We start from the raw sequence: 17,425 nt of genomic DNA, 5'->3' as shown, positions 1-17,425 counted from the left end.
TGTTTTGTGTCGCATGGCTACCGTCAAACAAAACGAGGGCGCGCACGCGACGTAAAACATGCAGTGCAGGACACGACCCCTGCCCGGCCCCCGGCAACCGGCCCGCGCCGGAAAACGCGGCCCGCAGCGGGCACCATCAAGCCCGTCCGGCGATTGAGGACATCAGTAGGGCGCGCCCACCACCGGGGCGCATCCGCCCGTCCAGCGCGGGGACACGCAAGACGCCGCGCCCACCACCGGGGCGCGCCCGCCCGTCCAGCGCGGGGACACGCAAGACGCCGCGCCCACCACATGGGCGCAGACGCCCGTCCGGCGCGAGGACAAGCAGTAGGCGCCACCAAAAACCGCGCTACGCGCCCGCGCCCGCGCGCCCGCACGCCTCCGCCGCCGCCCGCGACGCGAAGCGAAGGACCTCGCGCCACCCCGCCGCCCCCAACGCCACCAACCCCGGAGGGGACAACGCCTCGCGCGAAGACAGCGCGTGCAACACCGCCGCGTTCACCGCGTCCCCCGCCCCGATCGTGTCCACCACGTTCACCGGAGCCGCCGGCACCGACACCTCCGTGCCGTCCGCCGTCCACACCGTCATCCCCTCCGCGCCGCGCGTCAGAACCACCGCCGCCGGCCCCCGCGCCGTCCACTCCGCCGGGACGCCGCCCAGCCACGCCGCGTCGTCCTGGGAGAGCTTCAGGAGCGTCACGGACGGCAGCCAGCCGGTGAAGCGGGTCCGGTATGCGTCGGGGTCCGGGATCAACCCCGGCCGGATGTTCGGGTCGAGCAGCGTGAAGACCCCCCGCGCCGCCTCCCTCCGCAACAGCGCCTCGTACGCGCTCGCCCCCGGCTCCAGCACCAGCGAGCACGTGCCCAGGGCAAGGGCCCGGACCTCGGGCGGCAGGCTGGGCGGCAGTTCGAACAGCCGGTCCGCGCTGCCCTCCGCGTAGAAGCCGTAGCCCGCGGAACCGTCCGGGCCGAGCGCCGCGACGGCGAGGGTCGTGGGCTCGTGGCCCCGCTGCACCAGGGACGTGTCGACGCCCGACGCCCTCAGCCCCTCCATCAGCATGTCCCCGAAGACGTCCGTCGAGATGCGGGAGCAGAAGGCCGCGGGCGACCCGAGCCGCCCGAGCGCGACGGCCGTGTTGAACGGTCCGCCACCGAGGCGCGGCAGCAGCGCCCCGGGCGTGGCGGTGTCCGTACGGTCCCCGGTGGCGGCATCAGCCGCGGCGGCGTCCCGCTGCGGCACCAGGTCGATCAGGGCTTCTCCGGCGACGACGATCACAGATCCGAACGTAACGCATACCCCTCGTGTACGGCGACGGAGAGGGAGGGGAAGGGGGCGTGGAGACCCCCCCCGCCCCCCCCGCCCAGGCGTCCCGAACCGCGCCGGTATCGTCACGTATGCCACCCCGCCCGTCCCGCGGGGCCCGTACCACCCCGACCCGTGGAGACCCCCCATGCCCACCCCCCGCCGCACCGTGCTGAAGGGCGCCGCGCTCGCCGGCGCCGCCGGGCTGGGGGTCGCGGCCTGCTCCACCGAGTCGAAGCTGGGCCACGCCCAGACGCCCACCCCCACCGCCCCCGAGCCGCTCGGCGCCGCGTCCGAGGTGCCCGTCGGCGGCGCGAAGCTCTACCGCGAGCAGCGGGTGGTCGTGTACTGCCCGGCGAAGGGCGAGTACCAGGGGTTCAGCGCCCAGTGCACCCACGCGGGCTGCCTCCTGGAGAAGCTCGAAGGCACGATCGGTGACTGCCCGTGTCACGGCAGCCGCTTCGACGTCACCACCGGCGAGGCGGTCCACGGCCCCGCCACCGTCCCGCTGCCGAAGGTCCCGGTCACCCTGGAGGGCGACAACCTGGTGGCCGGCCCGAAAGCCTGACACGCCACCACGGGCCCGGGGCCCGCCCGCGCGCGTCCCGCGCTGTCCGTCCTCGCAAGTAGGGTGGACAGCATGGCCGACCCCTCCAGCTACCGCCCCAAGCCGGGACAGATCCCCGACTCGCCGGGGGTCTACAAATTCCGCGACGAACACCACCGGGTGATCTACGTCGGGAAGGCGAAAAGCCTGCGCCCGCGCCTGTCCAGCTACTTCCAGGACCTGGCCGGCCTGCACCCCCGTACCCGCACGATGGTCACCACCGCCGCCTCCGTCGAGTGGACCGTCGTCTCCACCGAGGTCGAGGCGCTCCAGCTGGAGTACTCCTGGATCAAGGAGTTCGACCCCCGCTTCAACGTCAAGTACCGCGACGACAAGAGCTATCCGTACCTCGCGGTCACCCTCAACGAGGAGTTCCCGCGCGTCCAGGTGATGCGCGGCGCCAAGCGCAAGGGCGTGCGGTACTTCGGCCCGTACGGACACGCCTGGGCGATCCGCGAGACGGTCGACCTGATGCTCCGGGTGTTTCCCGTACGGACGTGCTCCGCCGGGGTGTTCAAGAACGCGGAGCGCACCGGCCGCCCCTGCCTGCTCGGCTACATCGGCAAGTGCTCCGCGCCCTGCGTCGGCCGGGTCACCCCCGAGGAACACCGCGAACTGGCCGAGGAGTTCTGCGACTTCATGGCCGGCCGCACCGGCGCGTACATCCGCCGCCTGGAGCGTCAGATGGCGGACGCCGCCGAGGACATGGAGTACGAGAGGGCGGGCCGGCTGCGGGACGACATAGGGGCCCTGCGCCGGGCGATGGAGAAGAACGCCGTCGTGCTCGCCGACGCCACCGACGCCGACCTGATCGCGGTGGCCGAGGACGAGCTGGAGGCCGCCGTGCAGATCTTCCACGTCCGCGGCGGCCGGGTGCGCGGCCAGCGCGGCTGGGTGACGGACAAGGTCGAGGAGGTCGGTACGGCCGGCCTGGTCGAGCACGCGCTCCAGCAGCTGTACGGGGAGGAGACCGGCGACTCCGTACCGAAAGAGGTGCTGGTCCCGGCGCTGCCCGGCGACGACGCGGAGACGGCCGCCGTCACCCAGTGGCTCAGCGAGCGGCGTGGTTCGCACGTGTCCCTGCGGATCCCGCAGCGCGGCGACAAGAAGGACCTCATGGCGACGGTCGAGCGCAACGCCCAGCAGGCGCTCGTCCTGCACAAGACCAGGCGGGCCAGCGACCTCACCACCCGCTCGCGGGCGCTGGAAGAGATCGCGCGGGCCCTGGACCTGGACAGTGTGCCGCTGCGGATCGAGTGCTTCGACATCTCCCACCTCCAGGGGGACGACGTGGTCGCCTCCATGGTGGTCTTCGAGGACGGCCTCGCCCGTAAGAGCGAATACCGCCGCTTCCAGATCAAGGGCAAGGTCGGCGACACGCAGGTCTGGCACGGCGAGGGGCAGGACGACGTCCGGTCGATGCACGAGGTGATCGCCCGCCGCTTCCGCCGCTACCTCCTGGAGAAGGAGAAGACGGGGGAGTGGACCGAGCAGGATCTCGTGGGCGAGACCACCGCCTCGGGCGAGGTCCCCGCCGCGCCCGAGGACGACGGCCGCCCCAAGCGCTTCGCGTACCCGCCCCAGCTGGTCGTGGTCGACGGCGGACAGCCGCAGGTCGCGGCGGCCAAGCGGGCCCTGGACGAGCTGGGCATCGACGACGTGGCGGTCTGCGGCCTCGCCAAGCGCCTCGAAGAGGTCTGGCTGCCGGACGACGACGATCCGGTGGTCCTGCCCCGCCACAGCGAGGGGCTCTACCTCCTCCAGCGGGTGCGCGACGAGGCGCACCGCTTCGCGATCACCTATCAGCGGGCGAAGCGGGCCAAACGCGTCAGGACCAGCCCGCTGGACGACGTCCCCGGTCTCGGTGAGACCCGGAAGCAGGCGCTCATCAAGCATTTCGGCTCGGTGAAGCGGCTGCGGCAGGCGACAATCGAGCAGATCTGCGAGGTCCCGGGGCTCGGCCGCAAGACGGCCGAGGCCGTGGCCGTGGCCCTCGCCCAGGCGGCCCCGGCCGCACCCGCCGTGAACACGGCAACAGGAGAGATCATGGATGACGACGGGGGCAGCACGCATGACTGAGCACGACCGGGACGGAGCGGAGCACGTGAGTACGGGCACCACGAAGGAGGCCGGTGAGGCCGGCGAGGCGGCCATCCCCGAGCTGGTGATCATCTCCGGCATGTCGGGCGCGGGGCGCAGCACCGCGGCGAAGTGCCTGGAGGACCTCGGCTGGTTCGTCGTCGACAACCTGCCGCCCGCCCTGATCCCCACCATGGTGGAGCTGGGCGCGCGCTCGCAGGGCAACGTCGCCAGGATCGCGGTGGTCGTGGACGTCCGCGGCCGGCGGTTCTTCGACAACCTCCGCGAGTCCCTGGCGGACCTCGACGCCAAGGGCGTCAACCGCAGGATCGTCTTCCTGGAGTCGTCCGACGAGGCGCTGGTCCGCCGGTTCGAGTCCGTCCGGCGCCCGCACCCCCTCCAGGGGGACGGCCGGATCGTGGACGGCATCGAGGCCGAGCGCGACCTGCTGCGCGAGCTGCGCGGCGACGCCGACCTGGTGATCGACACGTCCAGCCTCAACGTGCACGAGCTGCGCGCGAAGCTGGACGCCGGGTTCGCCGGGGACGAGAAGCCGGAGCTGCGGGCGACGGTGATGTCGTTCGGCTACAAGTACGGCCTGCCGGTCGACGCCGACCTGGTGGTGGACTGCCGCTTCCTGCCGAACCCGCACTGGGTCCCGGAGCTGCGGCCGTTCACGGGCCTGAACGAGGAGGTGTCCGCGTACGTCTTCAACCAGCCGGGCGCCAAGGAGTTCCTCGACCGCTACACCGAGCTGCTCCAGCTGATCGCCGCCGGGTACCGCCGCGAGGGCAAGCGGTACGTGACCGTCGCGGTCGGCTGTACGGGTGGCAAGCACCGTTCCGTGGCCATGTCGGAGAAGCTCGCCGCGCGCCTCGCCGGCGAAGGCGTCGAGACCGTCGTCGTCCACCGGGACATGGGGCGCGAGTGACCGGACGCACCTTCCGCATGCGGCGCCTGCGCAGGGGCACCCCCGCGCCGGCGTCGCGGGCTCGCGGTGCCCAGCCCAAGGTCGTCGCCCTCGGCGGCGGCAGGGGCCTGTCCGCCTCACTGGCGGCCCTGCGCCGGATCACCGGCGACCTGACCGCCGTCGTCACGGTCGCCGACGACGGCGGCTCCAGCGGCCGGCTCCGCGACGAGCTGGGTGTCCTGCCGCCGGGCGACCTGCGCAAGGCGCTGGCGGCGCTCTGCGGTGACGACGACTGGGGCCAGACGTGGGCCCGGGTCATCCAGCACCGCTTCGTCTCCCGGGGCGACCTGCACGACCACGCCGTCGGCAACCTGCTGATCGTCGCCCTGTGGGAGCAGCTGGGCGACCATGTGCAGGCCCTGGACCTGGTCGGCAGGCTGCTCGGCGCGCACGGCCGGGTGCTGCCCATGTCGGCGGTGCCGCTGGAGCTCCAGGCGCTGGTACGGGGACACGACCCGGCCCGCCCGGACGACGTCGACACCGTGCGCGGCCAGGCCACGGTCGCGCTCACGCGCGGTGAGGTGCAGTCGGTGCACCTGGTGCCGAACGACCCGCCGGCGGTGCCCGAGGCCGTCGCGGCGGTGCTGGACGCCGACTGGGTGGTGCTCGGTCCCGGCTCCTGGTTCTCCTCGGTCATCCCGCACCTGCTGGTGCCCGAGCTGCTCGACGCCCTGGTCGGGACGAAGGCCCGCCGGGTGCTGTCGTTGAATCTCGCACCACAACCCGGTGAAACCGATGGCTTCTCACCGCAGCGTCATTTGGAGGTTTTGGGGCGACACGCCCCTAAACTCGCCCTGGACGTGGTGCTCGCCGACAAGGCCGCCGTGCCTGACTGCGAGTCACTCGCCGATGCCGCCAAACGGTTCGGCGCCGCGGTCGAGCTGGCGCCGGTGGCAGCGCCCGACAGTTCCCCGAAGCACGATCCGGAGCTGTTGGCAGCCGCGTACGACCGTATTTTTCGGATGCATGGAAGGATCGGCCCATGGCGATGACGCCAGCGGTGAAGGACGAGATCGCCCGCCTCCCCGTCACCCGGACGTGTTGTAGGAAGGCTGAGGTCTCGGCGATTCTTCGGTTCGCGGGCGGGCTGCACCTGGTGAGCGGCCGCATCGTGATCGAGGCGGAGCTGGACACCAGCATCGCCGCGCGCCGCCTCCGCAAGGACATCCTGGAGATCTTCGGGCACAACTCGGAGCTGGTGGTGATGGCCCCGGGCGGTCTGCGCAGAGGCAGCCGTTACGTCGTACGGGTGATCACCGGCGGCGACCAGCTGGCCCGGCAGACCGGTTTGGTCGACGGCCGGGGACGCCCGATCCGCGGCCTGCCCCCGCAGGTCGTCTCCGGGGCCACCTGCGACGCCGAGGCGGCCTGGCGCGGGGCGTTCCTCGCGCACGGCTCGCTCACCGAGCCCGGCCGCTCCTCCTCGCTGGAGGTGACCTGCCCGGGCCCCGAGGCCGCCCTCGCCCTGGTCGGCGCGGCCCGCCGGCTCCAGATCGCCGCCAAGGCCCGTGAGGTACGGGGCGTGGACCGGGTGGTCGTACGGGACGGGGACGCGATCGGCGCCCTGCTGACCCGGCTCGGCGCGCACGAGTCGGTGCTGGCCTGGGAGGAGCGGCGGATGCGCCGCGAGGTCCGCGCCACGGCCAACCGCCTCGCCAACTTCGACGACGCCAACCTGCGCCGCTCGGCCCGCGCCGCCGTCGCCGCGGGGGCCCGGGTGGGGCGCGCCCTGGAGATCCTCGGCGAGGAGGTGCCCGAGCATCTCGCCGCCGCCGGCCGGCTCCGCATGGAGCACAAGCAGGCGTCGCTGGAGGAGCTGGGCGCGCTCGCCGACCCGCCGCTGACCAAGGACGCCGTCGCGGGCCGGATCCGCCGGCTGCTCGCCATGGCCGACAAGCGCGCGCAGGACCTGGGCATTCCGGGTACGGAGTCGACGCTCAGCGAGGAGATGGCCGACGGTCTCGTCGGCTGACGCCCTCCACCACGTACCACCGGGTGCCGCCGGCCTCCTCAGGAGGCCGGCGGCACCCGTTTTAGGTGTTCGCAGCACCTACTCCGGGGCCCCGGTGAACCCTTGACATGATCATGGAGCGTGGTCAACCTGACGTCTGGTCACGCACGTGACGGACAACGGCAAGGGGGGCACATGAGACGCAGAGCGAGATCGATCCTCGCGGCGGGCGCGCTGCTGGTGGGCGGAGTGACACTGGCACCGCTCGCCGAGGCACAGACGACGCCGGGCGCGGACGCCGGCGCGGACGCCGTGAAGGTGTTCGACGCACAGGTCACCAAGGAGCAGGTGCCGCTGCTCATAGCCGCCGGCCAGGACTCCCACGAGCTGGGCGAACTGGCACCGGAGAAGGGCACGGCGAAGGTCGAGCTGTTCCTCACCGACGCGCAGGCGCGCGGCCTGGAGCGGCAGGGTGTCGACGTCACCGAGCGCAAGGTCGCCCAGAAGACCGAGGCCAGGATCCAGGCGGCGGGCGACGGCGTCTTCCGCCCGTACAGCGGCAAGGGCAACCTGAAGGAAGAGATCGTCAAGACCGGTCAGGCCAACCCCGGCCTCACCAAGGTCGTCTCCATCGGGAAGACCGTCCAGGGCCAGGACATCCTCGCGATCAAGATCAGCAAGGGTGCGAAGAAGACGAAGGACGGCGCCAAGCCGTCCGTGCTCTACATGTCCAACCAGCACGCCCGGGAGTGGATCACTCCCGAGATGACGCGCCGGCTGATGCACTACTACCTCGACAACTACGGCAAGGACCGGCGGATCACCAAGATCGTCGACTCCACCGAGCTGTGGTTCGTCCCCACCGCCAACCCGGACGGCTACGACTACACGTTCAGCCCCGACGGCGACCGGCTGTGGCGCAAGAACCTGCGGGACGTCAACGGCGACGGACAGATCACCTCCGGTGACGGCGTCGACCTCAACCGCAACTTCGCCTTCAAGTGGGGCTACGACGACGAGGGTTCGTCCCCCCGCCCCAACAGCGAGACCTACCGCGGCGCGGGCCCGGGCTCCGAGCCCGAGACGAAGGCGATCGACCGCTTCCAGAAGAGCATCGGCTTCGACTACGGCATCAACTACCACTCGGCCGCCGAACTCCTCCTCTACGGCGTGGGCTGGCAGGTCGCCACCCCCACCCCCGACGACGTGCTCTACCAGGCCCTCGCCGGTACGCCGGAGAACTCCGCGGTCCCCGGCTACTACCCGCAGGTCTCCTCCGAGCTGTACACCACCAACGGTGAGGCCGACGGGCACGCGGCGAACGTCAACGGCACGATGATGTTCACCCCGGAGATGACGACCTGCCAGACCGCCTCGGCGGTCGACCCGGCCGACGCGTGGGAGGCCAGGGACTGCCAGTCCGGCTTCAACTTCCCCGACGACGAGAAGCTGATCCAGGGCGAGTTCGCCAAGAACGTCCCCTTCGCGCTCTCCGTCGCCGAGACCGCCGTCCACCCCGATCAGCCGGTCTCCTCGGTCGGCCTGACGGCCCCCGACTTCACCCTGGACCCCTTCACCACCTCGTACGCGCGCGGTGAGGACCAGGAAGTCGCCGTCACCGTCCGCAAGTCCGTCCGGGACAAGGAGCTCAACTACCGGATCAACGGCGGCCGTACGCACGACGAGGACCTCAAGGCCTGGAAGGGCGGCGAGACCTACGGCGGCGACGACAACCTCCACTTCGACGAGTACCGCGCCGAGGTCGAGGACGCCGACCCGGGCGACACCGTCGAGGTCTGGTTCACCGGCCGCACCAAGGCCGGCCGGTCCACGGCCAGTGAGCACTTCACGTACACCGTCGCCGAGCGCCCCCGCGCCGACACGATCGTGATCGCCGAGGGCGCCGGCTCCGCCCAGAACGCCGCCGCGTACGTCGACGCCCTCCGGGCCAACGGCCGTACCGCCGTCGTCTGGGACGTCCCCACCCAGGGCGCCCCGCACCCGCTGGGGGTCCTCGCCCACTTCTCCACCGCCGTCCACTACACCGGGGCCACCGCCCCGACCGGCGAGACCCAGCTGGCCGTCCGGGACTTCCTCAACGAGGGCGGCAAGCTCGTGGAGGCCGGCGAACTGGCCGGCGGCAACGCCACGGTCGGGCGCGCCCAGACCAACGACTTCAGCCAGTACTACCTGGGCGCGTACGGCCGTACGTCCCTGGGCGGCGCCACCGGCTTCACCGGCGCCGGCGCCCTCGCGGGCGCGGCGGGACCGCTGGGGGCCGCCCCCGGCAACCCGCTGAACGCCGCCGGGGTCTACAACATCACCTCCGAGAACCTGGACCCGGAGACCTTCCCCCAGTTCCGGAGCGCGCAGGCCGGTACGTACGCGGGCATCGTCAACCCGTACGCCCCCTACCAGGGCGCCTGGATGGCGGCGGCCACCCACGAGGACGACGAGTGGCGGCGCCTGAGCCGGACCGTCGACCTCACCGGGGTCACCGCGGCCGACCGGCCCGAGCTGCGTCTCGCGCTCAACTGGAACACCGAGCCGGGCTACGACCACGCCGTCCTGGAGGCGCACACCACCGGCGCCGAGGACTGGACCACGCTCCCCGAGGCCGGCGGCGCCACCACCGCCGCGGTCCCCGACGAGTGCGCGGCCGGGTTCTTCGTCGCCAGTCACCCGTTCCTGGAGCACTACCTCACCCTCGGCGACGACGGCTGCCAGGCGTCCGGCACCACCGGCGCCTGGAACAGCTTCACCGGCACCTCCAACGGCTGGAAGCAGGTCGCCTTCGACCTGAGCGCCTACGCCGGGAAGAAGGTCGACCTGTCGCTCAGCTACCTCACCGACCCCAGCACGGGCGGCCGCGGCCTCTTCGCGGACAACACGCGCCTGGCCGTCGGCGGCACCGAGCAGCAGGCCGAGGGCTTCGAGACCTCTCTCGGCGCCTGGACCACCCCGGGAGCCCCGGCGGGCAGCCCGGCCGTGGACGGCGACTGGACGCGCGTCCAGGAGCTTTTCAAGGCCTACTCCGCCGTGACCACCCGTGACACCGTGCTGCTGGGCTTCGGCCTGGAGCACGTACAGGACGCCGGACAGCGTGCGGCGATCCTCGGCAAGGCACTGCGCGGCCTGCGTCACTGATCCGCTGCGCCGGGGTCACCGGTGGTTCGCCACCCGGTCACCCCGGCGTCGACGGCCCGTGCCCGCTACCCGCGGGTACGGGCCGTTGTCGACTTCGCGGCAGCTCGATGTCACTCCGCCCTCCCCAGGAGGGTAGGGTCGTAAGCGGTCGGGGACATCCCATACAACTCGCCGGCGTCGAAAACCGGCGTACCAACGAGGAGATCGGTTCGTGACGATCCGCGTAGGCATCAACGGCTTTGGCCGCATCGGTCGTAACTACTTCCGCGCGCTGCTGGAGCAGGGTGCAGACATCGAGATCGTGGCTGTCAACGACCTGGGTGACACTGCGACCACCGCGCACTTGCTGAAGTACGACACCATCCTGGGGCGCCTGAAGGCACAGGTGACCCACACCGCCGACACCATCACGGTCGACGGACACACCATCAAGGTGCTCTCCGAGCGCAACCCGGCCGACATCCCCTGGGGTGAGCTGGGCGTCGACATCGTCATCGAGTCGACCGGCATCTTCACCAAGAAGGCCGACGCGGCGAAGCACCTCGCGGGCGGCGCCAAGAAGGTCCTCATCTCGGCTCCGGCCAAGGACGAGGACATCACCATCGTGATGGGCGTCAACGAGAACAAGTACGTCGCCGCCGACCACCACGTCATCTCCAACGCCTCCTGCACCACCAACTGTGTGGCGCCGATGGCCAAGGTTCTCCTGGAGAACTTCGGCATCGTCAAGGGCATGATGACGACGGTCCACGCGTACACGAACGACCAGCGGATCCTGGACTTCCCGCACAGCGACCTCCGCCGCGCCCGTGCCGCCGCGGAGAACATCATTCCGACCACCACCGGTGCCGCCAAGGCCACCGCGCTGGTGATCCCGGAGCTGGCGGGCAAGCTCGACGGCATCGCGATGCGCGTCCCGGTCCCGACCGGCTCGGTCACCGACCTGGTCATCGAGCTGGAGCGCGAGGTGACCAGGGACGAGGTCAACGCCGCCTTCCAGAAGGCCGCCGAGGGCCAGCTCAAGGGCATCCTCGACTACACCGAGGACGCCATCGTCTCCTCGGACATCGTCAACTGGCCCGCCTCCTGCACCTTCGACTCCTCCCTGACCATGGTCCAGGGCAAGAGCGTGAAGGTCATCGGCTGGTACGACAACGAGTGGGGCTACTCCAACCGTCTGGTCGACCTGACCGAATTCGTCGGCGGCCAGCTCTAGGCGACCCGCCATGGGTGACAGGGCTCGGTGGGCGCGCACAGCGCCCATCGAGCCCTGTCGGCCTGTGCGGCCCGTCCGGAAACCGATCAGACGTTCCAAGGAGTCCTGCACCCGATGAAGACGATCGACGAACTTCTCACCGAAGGGGTCGGCGGCAAGCGGGTATTCGTCCGCGCCGACCTCAACGTGCCGCTCGACGGCACGACGATCACCGACGACGGCCGCATCCGCGCCGTCCAGCCGACGATCGCCCGGCTCGCCGAAGCCGGTGCGCGCGTGATCGTCGCGTCCCACCTCGGCCGCCCCAAGGGCGCGCCCGACCCCGCCTTCTCGCTCGCCCCCGCCGCCGCCCGCCTCGGGGAACTCCTCGGTACGGACGTGGCCTTCGCGACCGACACGGTCGGCGACTCCGCCCGGGCCGTCGTCGCGGGCCTCGCCGACGGCCAGGTCGCCGTGATCGAGAACCTCCGCTTCAACCCCGGCGAGACCTCGAAGGACGACGCCGAGCGCGGCGCGTTCGCCGACCGGCTGGCCGGCCTCGCCGACCTGTACGTGGGCGACGGCTTCGGAGCCGTCCACCGCAAGCACGCCTCGGTCTTCGACCTCCCGGCCCGCCTCCCGCACGCCGCGGGTGGCCTCATCGCCACCGAGGTGGGCGTCCTCAAGAAGCTGACCGAGGACGTCGCCCGCCCGTACGCCGTCGTCCTCGGCGGCGCCAAGGTCTCCGACAAGCTCGGGGTCATCGACCACCTGCTCGAGAAGGCCGACCGCATCCTCATCGGCGGCGGCATGGCGTTCACCTTCCTCAAGGCCCAGGGCCACGAGGTCGGCTCCTCGCTGCTCCAGGAGGACCAGATCCCGGCCGTCCAGGGCTACCTCAAGCGCGCCGAGGAGCGCGGCGTGGAGTTCGTGCTCCCCGTCGACTTCCTGGTCGCCGAGCAGTTCCCCAACCTCAAGACCAAGGCGCCCGCGCACCCCGAGACGGTCGCGGCCGACGCCATGCCCGCCGGGAAGATGGGCCTCGACAACGGGCCCGAGACCTGCGCGCTCTACGCCGCCAAGCTCGCCGACGCGGCCACCGTCTTCTGGAACGGGCCCATGGGCGTCTTCGAACACCCCGACTACGCGGAGGGCACCAGGGCCGTCGCCCAGGCCCTCCTCGACTCGTCGGCCTTCACCGTCGTCGGGGGTGGCGACTCCGCCGCCGCCGTCCGGATCCTGGGCTTCGACGAGAACGCATTCGGCCACATCTCGACCGGTGGCGGCGCGAGCCTCGAATACCTCGAAGGCAAGACGCTTCCCGGCCTCGCCGCACTGGAGGACTGACCGTTCCATGACCGATTCGACCGTTTCATCCGAAAATGCAGGCCGCCTTCCGCTGATGGCGGGCAACTGGAAGATGAACCTCAACCACCTTGAGGCCATCGCCCACACCCAGAAGCTCGCCTTCGCCCTGGCGGACAAGGACTACGACGCCGTCGAGGTCGCCGTCCTGCCCCCCTTCACCGACCTGCGGTCCGTACAGACCCTCGTCGACGGGGACAAGCTCAAGATCAAGTACGGCGCCCAGGACATCTCCGCGCAGGACTCCGGCGCCTACACCGGCGAGATCTCCGGCGCGATGCTCGCCAAGCTCAAGTGCACGTACGTCGCCGTGGGGCACTCCGAGCGCCGGCAATACCACGGCGAGACGGACGAGCAGTGCAACGCCAAGGTCAAGGCCGCGTTCCGGCACGGCCTGACCCCGATCCTCTGCGTCGGCGAGGGCCTGGACATCCGCAAGGCCGGTGACCAGGTCGGGTACACGCTGGCGCAGCTCGACGGCGGCCTCAAGGACGTTTCGGCCGAGCAGGCCGAGACCATCGTGATCGCGTACGAGCCGGTCTGGGCGATCGGCACCGGCGAGGTCGCCACCCCCGAGGACGCCCAGGAGGTCTGCGGGGCGATCCGCGGCCGGCTGGCCGAGCTGTACTCCCAGGAGCTGGCCGACCGGGTCCGGATCCAGTACGGCGGCTCGGTGAAGTCCGGCAACGTGGCCGCGATCATGGCCCAGCCGGACGTGGACGGCGCACTGGTCGGCGGCGCGGCGCTGGACGCCGAGGAGTTCGTCAAGATCGTCAGGTTCCGCGACCAGTGAGTATGCGGTAGCACGGATCCGTCGTACCCTTGCGGGGGCCAGGTGGCTTGCCATCCGGCCCCCGCAGTCCTTGAGCAGTCCGAATTCAGTCCTGTCAGTCCGAGGAAGTTGGTCCAGCCGTGGTTATGGGGTTCTCGATCGCCCTCATCATCTTCAGCCTGCTGCTGATGCTGCTGGTGCTGATGCACAAGGGAAAGGGCGGCGGCCTCTCCGACATGTTCGGTGGCGGAATGCAGTCGTCCGTCGGTGGGTCCTCGGTCGCGGAGCGTAACCTCGACCGCATCACCGTGGTTGTCGGTCTGCTGTGGTTCGCATGCATTATCGTACTTGGCCTGCTGCTCAAGCTGGACAGCTGACCGCACGTACGGTACGGCGCCGCGGGCGCGGCCTATCATGAGGTTCCGCGCCCCGCGGCAGGGGTAACTCCCCTCTCTGGACGCGCGTTGGGCCCGAGACCGACCGGCGATCGCCGGCCGGTCTTACGTAGACTGGGGCGCCACCCGGCAGCGGGAGCTGCCTATCGATGCTTCGCGGCACCATCACGCAGGGAGTTACGACCGTGGCAAGTGGCAACGCGATCCGGGGAAGCCGGGTCGGAGCGGGGCCGATGGGTGAGGCCGAGCGTGGCGAGTCCGCGCCACGCCTGCGCATCTCCTTCTGGTGCTCCAACGGGCACGAGACGGTGCCGAGCTTCGCCAGCGACGCGCAGGTTCCGGAGACGTGGGACTGCCCGCGCTGCGGCTTCCCGGCCGGCCAGGACCGGGATAACCCGCCGGACCCGCCGCGCACCGAGCCGTACAAGACGCACCTCGCCTACGTACGTGAGCGGCGGAGCGACGCGGACGGCGAGGCGATCCTCGCGGAGGCGCTCGCCAAGCTGCGCGGCGAGATCTAGGCCGAGATCCAGGCCCTGGGCCTGTTCCCCGAGCCGCGAGTTCAAGACAATCCGGTCCGGCCGGGTCACCTGTGACAGGTGGCCCGGCCGAGCTGTTTCCCGGTCCGTTTCCCCGGCGTTGTCAGTGCCTCCGTCTACGGTTCTCGGCATCGGATTTCTCGGAGCGGTGAGCCGGAGGGGGACGGGGTGTCGGCTGTGGGCATGGCGGTGGCGGCGGAGGTACGGGCGCCCGCGTGGCGCGGCGGGTTCGGGCGGCTGTGGTCCGCCGCGGTCGTCTCCCGGTTCGGGGACGCCCTGCGGACGGCCGCGATGCCCCTCCTCGCCACCACGCTCACCGACGATCCGCTGCTGATCGCGTCGGTGACCGCCTGTGGCTACCTGCCGTGGCTGCTGTTCGGGCTGCTCGGCGGGGCCGTCGCCGACCGGGTCGACCAGCGGCGGGCGATGTGGGGCGTCGACCTGCTCCGGGGCGCCCTGATGGCGGCCTTCGCGGTGGCCGTCGCCCTGGGGCACGCCTCCGTCGCCCTGCTGATCATGCTCGCGTTCGTGCTCACCACCTTCCAGACGCTCTTCGACAACGCGGCGACGGCCCTGCTGCCCGCCCTCGTACCGCCCGGGGCGCTGGGGAGCGCCAACGCCCGGCTGATGACCGGACAGCAGATCGCCGGCACGTTCCTCGCCGCGCCCCTGGTGCCGGTGCTGCTGCTGGGCGGCGCCTCGCTGCCGTACGCGGCCGACGCGGCGACCTACGGCGTGGCCGCGCTGCTGATCGCCTCCCTGCGGGCCGAACCGGCACCACGGCCGCCGCGTCAGGCCGGCTCCACCCTGCGCGGGGAGATCGCCGAGGGGCTGCGTGTCCTGTGGCGCGACCGGACCCTGCGCGGGCTGTGCGTGGCGACGACCCTCTGCAACATCGGGATGGGCGCCCTGATCGCCACGCTCGTCCTGCACGTCACGGGGTGGCTGGACGCGGGCGACGCCGGGTACGCGCTCGCGGTCGCCGGATACGGAGCGGGGAGCGTGCTGGGCGGGCTGCTCGCCCGGCGGCTCGCCGAGCGGACGGGGCGGATACGGGCCGTCCTCCTGGCCGGCACCGTCCAGACCGGGGTCCTGGTCGCCCTCGGGACGGTGCGGGAGCTGTGGGTGGCCGTGGCGTGCCTCGCCGTCTTCGGCCTGGGCGGCATGGTCTGGAACGTGAACCAGACCACCCTCGTGCAGGAGCGGAGCCCGGCCCCCGCGCTGGGCCGGATCAGCGCCGCCTTCCGTACGCTCGCCGTCGCCGGGGCCCCGCTCGGCGCGCTGCTCGGCGGCGCCGCGGCGGCCGGATGGGGGCTCAACTCACCCGCCCTGGTGGCCGCCGCGCTCTTCGTACCGGCCGTCGCGTCGCTGGCCCGTCTGATCAATTAGGTTGGAGGGGCAGCAGGGGCAGCACGCAAGCACGAGCAGAAGTGGGCTGATGTCCGAATGAACGCAGCAAGCCGTACCAGGCTCACTCGCACGCCCGAGTGGGCCGCACTGGGCAAGCACCGGGAGCAGTGGGGGAAGACGGGCCTGCGGGAGTTGTTCGCCGCGTCACCGGCGCGCGGCACCGACTACACCCTCCGGGTCGGTGACCTCCACCTCGACTACGCGAAGCACCTGGTGACGGACGAGACGCTGGCGCTGCTGCGCGAGCTGGCCGCGGCCACCGGGGTGAGCGAGCTGCGGGACGCGATGTTCCGCGGCGAGAAGATCAACACCACCGAGGACCGTGCGGTCCTGCACACCGCGCTGCGCGCCCCCCGGGACGCCGTGGTCGAGGTCGACGGGGAGAACGTCGTCCCGGCCGTGCACGCGGTTCTCGACAAGATGGCCGCCTTCGCCGACCGGGTCAGGGCGGGCGAGTGGACCGGCCACACGGGCCGGCCCATCAAGAACGTCGTCAACATCGGCATCGGCGGCTCCGACCTCGGCCCGGCGATGGCGTACGAAGCCCTCAGGTCCTTCACGGACCGCGGCCTCACGGTCCGCTTCGTGTCGAACGTGGACGGCGCCGACCTGCACGAGGCGGTACGGGACCTGGACGCGGCGGAGACGCTCTTCATCGTCGCCTCCAAGACCTTCACCACCATCGAGACCATCACCAACGCCACCTCCGCCCGCGACTGGCTGCTGACCGGGCTGAGGGCCGGCCAGGAGGCCGTCGCCCAGCACTTCGTGGCGCTCTCCACGAACAGCGAGAAGGTCGCGGACTTCGGTATCGACACGGCCAACATGTTCGAGTTCTGGGACTGGGTCGGCGGTCGGTACTCGTACGACTCCGCCATCGGCCTCTCCCTGATGATCGCGATCGGCCCCGGCCGCTTCCGCGAGATGCTCGACGGCTTCCACCTCGTGGACGAGCACTTCCGCACCGCCCTGCCCGAGTCCAACGCGCCGCTCCTGCTGGGCCTGTTGGGCGTCTGGTACGGCGCGTTCTTCGACGCGCAGTCGCACGCCGTCCTGCCGTACAGCCACTACCTGTCCCGGTTCACCGCGTACCTCCAGCAGTTGGACATGGAGTCCAACGGCAAGTCCGTGGACCGCGACGGCAACCCCGTCGACTGGCAGACGGGCCCGGTGGTCTGGGGCACGCCCGGCACCAACGGCCAGCACGCGTACTACCAGTTGATCCACCAGGGTACGAAGATCATCCCGGCCGACTTCATCGGTTTCGCCCGGCCCGTCGGGGACCTGGCGCCCGGTCTGGTCGCCCAGCACGACCTGCTGATGGCCAACTTCTTCGCGCAGACGCAGGCGCTGGCGTTCGGCAAGACCCCCGAAGAGGTACGGGCCGAGGGGGTGCCCGAGGAGCTGGTCCCGCACAAGACCTTCCGCGGGAACCACCCCACGACCACGATCCTCGCCGACGAGCTGACCCCGTCCGTGCTGGGCCAGTTGATCGCCCTGTACGAGCACAAGGTCTTCGTCCAGGGCGCGATCTGGAACATCGACTCGTTCGACCAGTGGGGCGTCGAGCTCGGCAAGGTCCTCGCCAAGAAGATCGAACCGGTCCTGACGGGTGACGAGGCCGGTGACGGCCTCGACTCGTCGACGGCGGCGCTGGTTGCCACGTACCGCACCCTGCGCGGCCGCTGACCG

Annotated in this window: 14 protein-coding genes; 13 read left to right on the top strand and 1 reads right to left on the bottom strand. The window is 71.2% G+C overall.

Going from position 1 to position 17,425, the window contains the following annotated elements:
- Positions 1–349: 349 nt before the first annotated feature.
- Positions 350–1,276: a carbohydrate kinase gene (locus ACIODU_RS29690; protein WP_401771455.1), complete on the bottom strand. Its 927-nt coding sequence runs from the start codon at positions 1,274–1,276 to the stop codon at positions 350–352.
- Between the two features lie 175 nt (positions 1,277–1,451).
- On the opposite strand from ACIODU_RS29690, the gene ACIODU_RS29685 reads away from it, so the two are divergent.
- The 13 genes from ACIODU_RS29685 (at position 1,452) to pgi (ending at position 17,422) form a co-directional block, all read left to right on the top strand.
- Positions 1,452–1,871, top strand: a complete 420-nt coding sequence (locus ACIODU_RS29685) for a Rieske (2Fe-2S) protein (RefSeq protein ID WP_356424366.1) — start codon at positions 1,452–1,454, stop codon at positions 1,869–1,871.
- Positions 1,872–1,943: 72 nt separating this feature from the next.
- Positions 1,944–3,989, top strand: coding sequence for an excinuclease ABC subunit UvrC (uvrC, locus tag ACIODU_RS29680; RefSeq protein ID WP_401771452.1), 2,046 nt, complete (start codon positions 1,944–1,946; stop codon positions 3,987–3,989).
- Positions 3,982–4,920, top strand: coding sequence for an RNase adapter RapZ (gene rapZ / locus ACIODU_RS29675; protein ID WP_161308971.1), 939 nt, complete (start codon positions 3,982–3,984; stop codon positions 4,918–4,920). The genes uvrC and rapZ overlap by 8 nt, the downstream gene beginning before the upstream one ends.
- The gene (gene yvcK / locus ACIODU_RS29670) at positions 4,917–5,951 is read left to right on the top strand and encodes a uridine diphosphate-N-acetylglucosamine-binding protein YvcK (protein ID WP_401771449.1); all 1,035 of its coding nucleotides are present in this window, start codon (positions 4,917–4,919) and stop codon (positions 5,949–5,951) included. Before rapZ ends, yvcK begins: the two co-directional genes overlap by 4 nt.
- Positions 5,942–6,931: a DNA-binding protein WhiA gene (whiA, locus tag ACIODU_RS29665; protein WP_041990916.1), complete on the top strand. Its 990-nt coding sequence runs from the start codon at positions 5,942–5,944 to the stop codon at positions 6,929–6,931. Before yvcK ends, whiA begins: the two co-directional genes overlap by 10 nt.
- A 174-nt stretch (positions 6,932–7,105) precedes the next feature.
- Complete coding sequence (locus tag ACIODU_RS29660) at positions 7,106–10,057, top strand: M14 family zinc carboxypeptidase (RefSeq protein WP_401771446.1); 2,952 nt, start codon at positions 7,106–7,108, stop codon at positions 10,055–10,057.
- 211 nt (positions 10,058–10,268) lie between these two features.
- Positions 10,269–11,273, top strand: a complete 1,005-nt coding sequence (gene gap / locus ACIODU_RS29655; protein WP_161308968.1) for a type I glyceraldehyde-3-phosphate dehydrogenase — start codon at positions 10,269–10,271, stop codon at positions 11,271–11,273.
- Between the two features lie 114 nt (positions 11,274–11,387).
- On the top strand, positions 11,388–12,599 hold the full coding sequence (locus ACIODU_RS29650) for a phosphoglycerate kinase (protein WP_401771444.1): 1,212 nt from the start codon (positions 11,388–11,390) through the stop codon (positions 12,597–12,599).
- A 7-nt stretch (positions 12,600–12,606) separates the two neighbouring features.
- Positions 12,607–13,410, top strand: a complete 804-nt coding sequence (gene tpiA / locus ACIODU_RS29645) for a triose-phosphate isomerase (RefSeq protein WP_401771442.1) — start codon at positions 12,607–12,609, stop codon at positions 13,408–13,410.
- A gap of 125 nt (positions 13,411–13,535) precedes the next feature.
- The gene (secG, locus tag ACIODU_RS29640; RefSeq protein ID WP_161308965.1) at positions 13,536–13,766 is read left to right on the top strand and encodes a preprotein translocase subunit SecG; all 231 of its coding nucleotides are present in this window, start codon (positions 13,536–13,538) and stop codon (positions 13,764–13,766) included.
- A 203-nt stretch (positions 13,767–13,969) separates the two neighbouring features.
- Positions 13,970–14,305, top strand: coding sequence for an RNA polymerase-binding protein RbpA (locus ACIODU_RS29635; protein WP_078615979.1), 336 nt, complete (start codon positions 13,970–13,972; stop codon positions 14,303–14,305).
- A gap of 201 nt (positions 14,306–14,506) precedes the next feature.
- Entirely contained in the window at positions 14,507–15,712 is a 1,206-nt protein-coding gene (locus ACIODU_RS29630) for an MFS transporter (protein ID WP_401771466.1), read from the top strand.
- A gap of 57 nt (positions 15,713–15,769) precedes the next feature.
- On the top strand, positions 15,770–17,422 hold the full coding sequence (gene pgi / locus ACIODU_RS29625) for a glucose-6-phosphate isomerase (protein ID WP_401771439.1): 1,653 nt from the start codon (positions 15,770–15,772) through the stop codon (positions 17,420–17,422).
- The last annotated feature ends 3 nt before the right edge of the window (positions 17,423–17,425 follow it).

This window comes from Streptomyces sp. NPDC088261, from assembly GCF_044740805.1.
Lineage (GTDB): Bacteria > Actinomycetota > Actinomycetes > Streptomycetales > Streptomycetaceae > Streptomyces.
The sequence above is the reverse complement of the archived record's forward strand: the minus strand, read 5'-3'. Positions and strand labels throughout refer to the sequence as shown.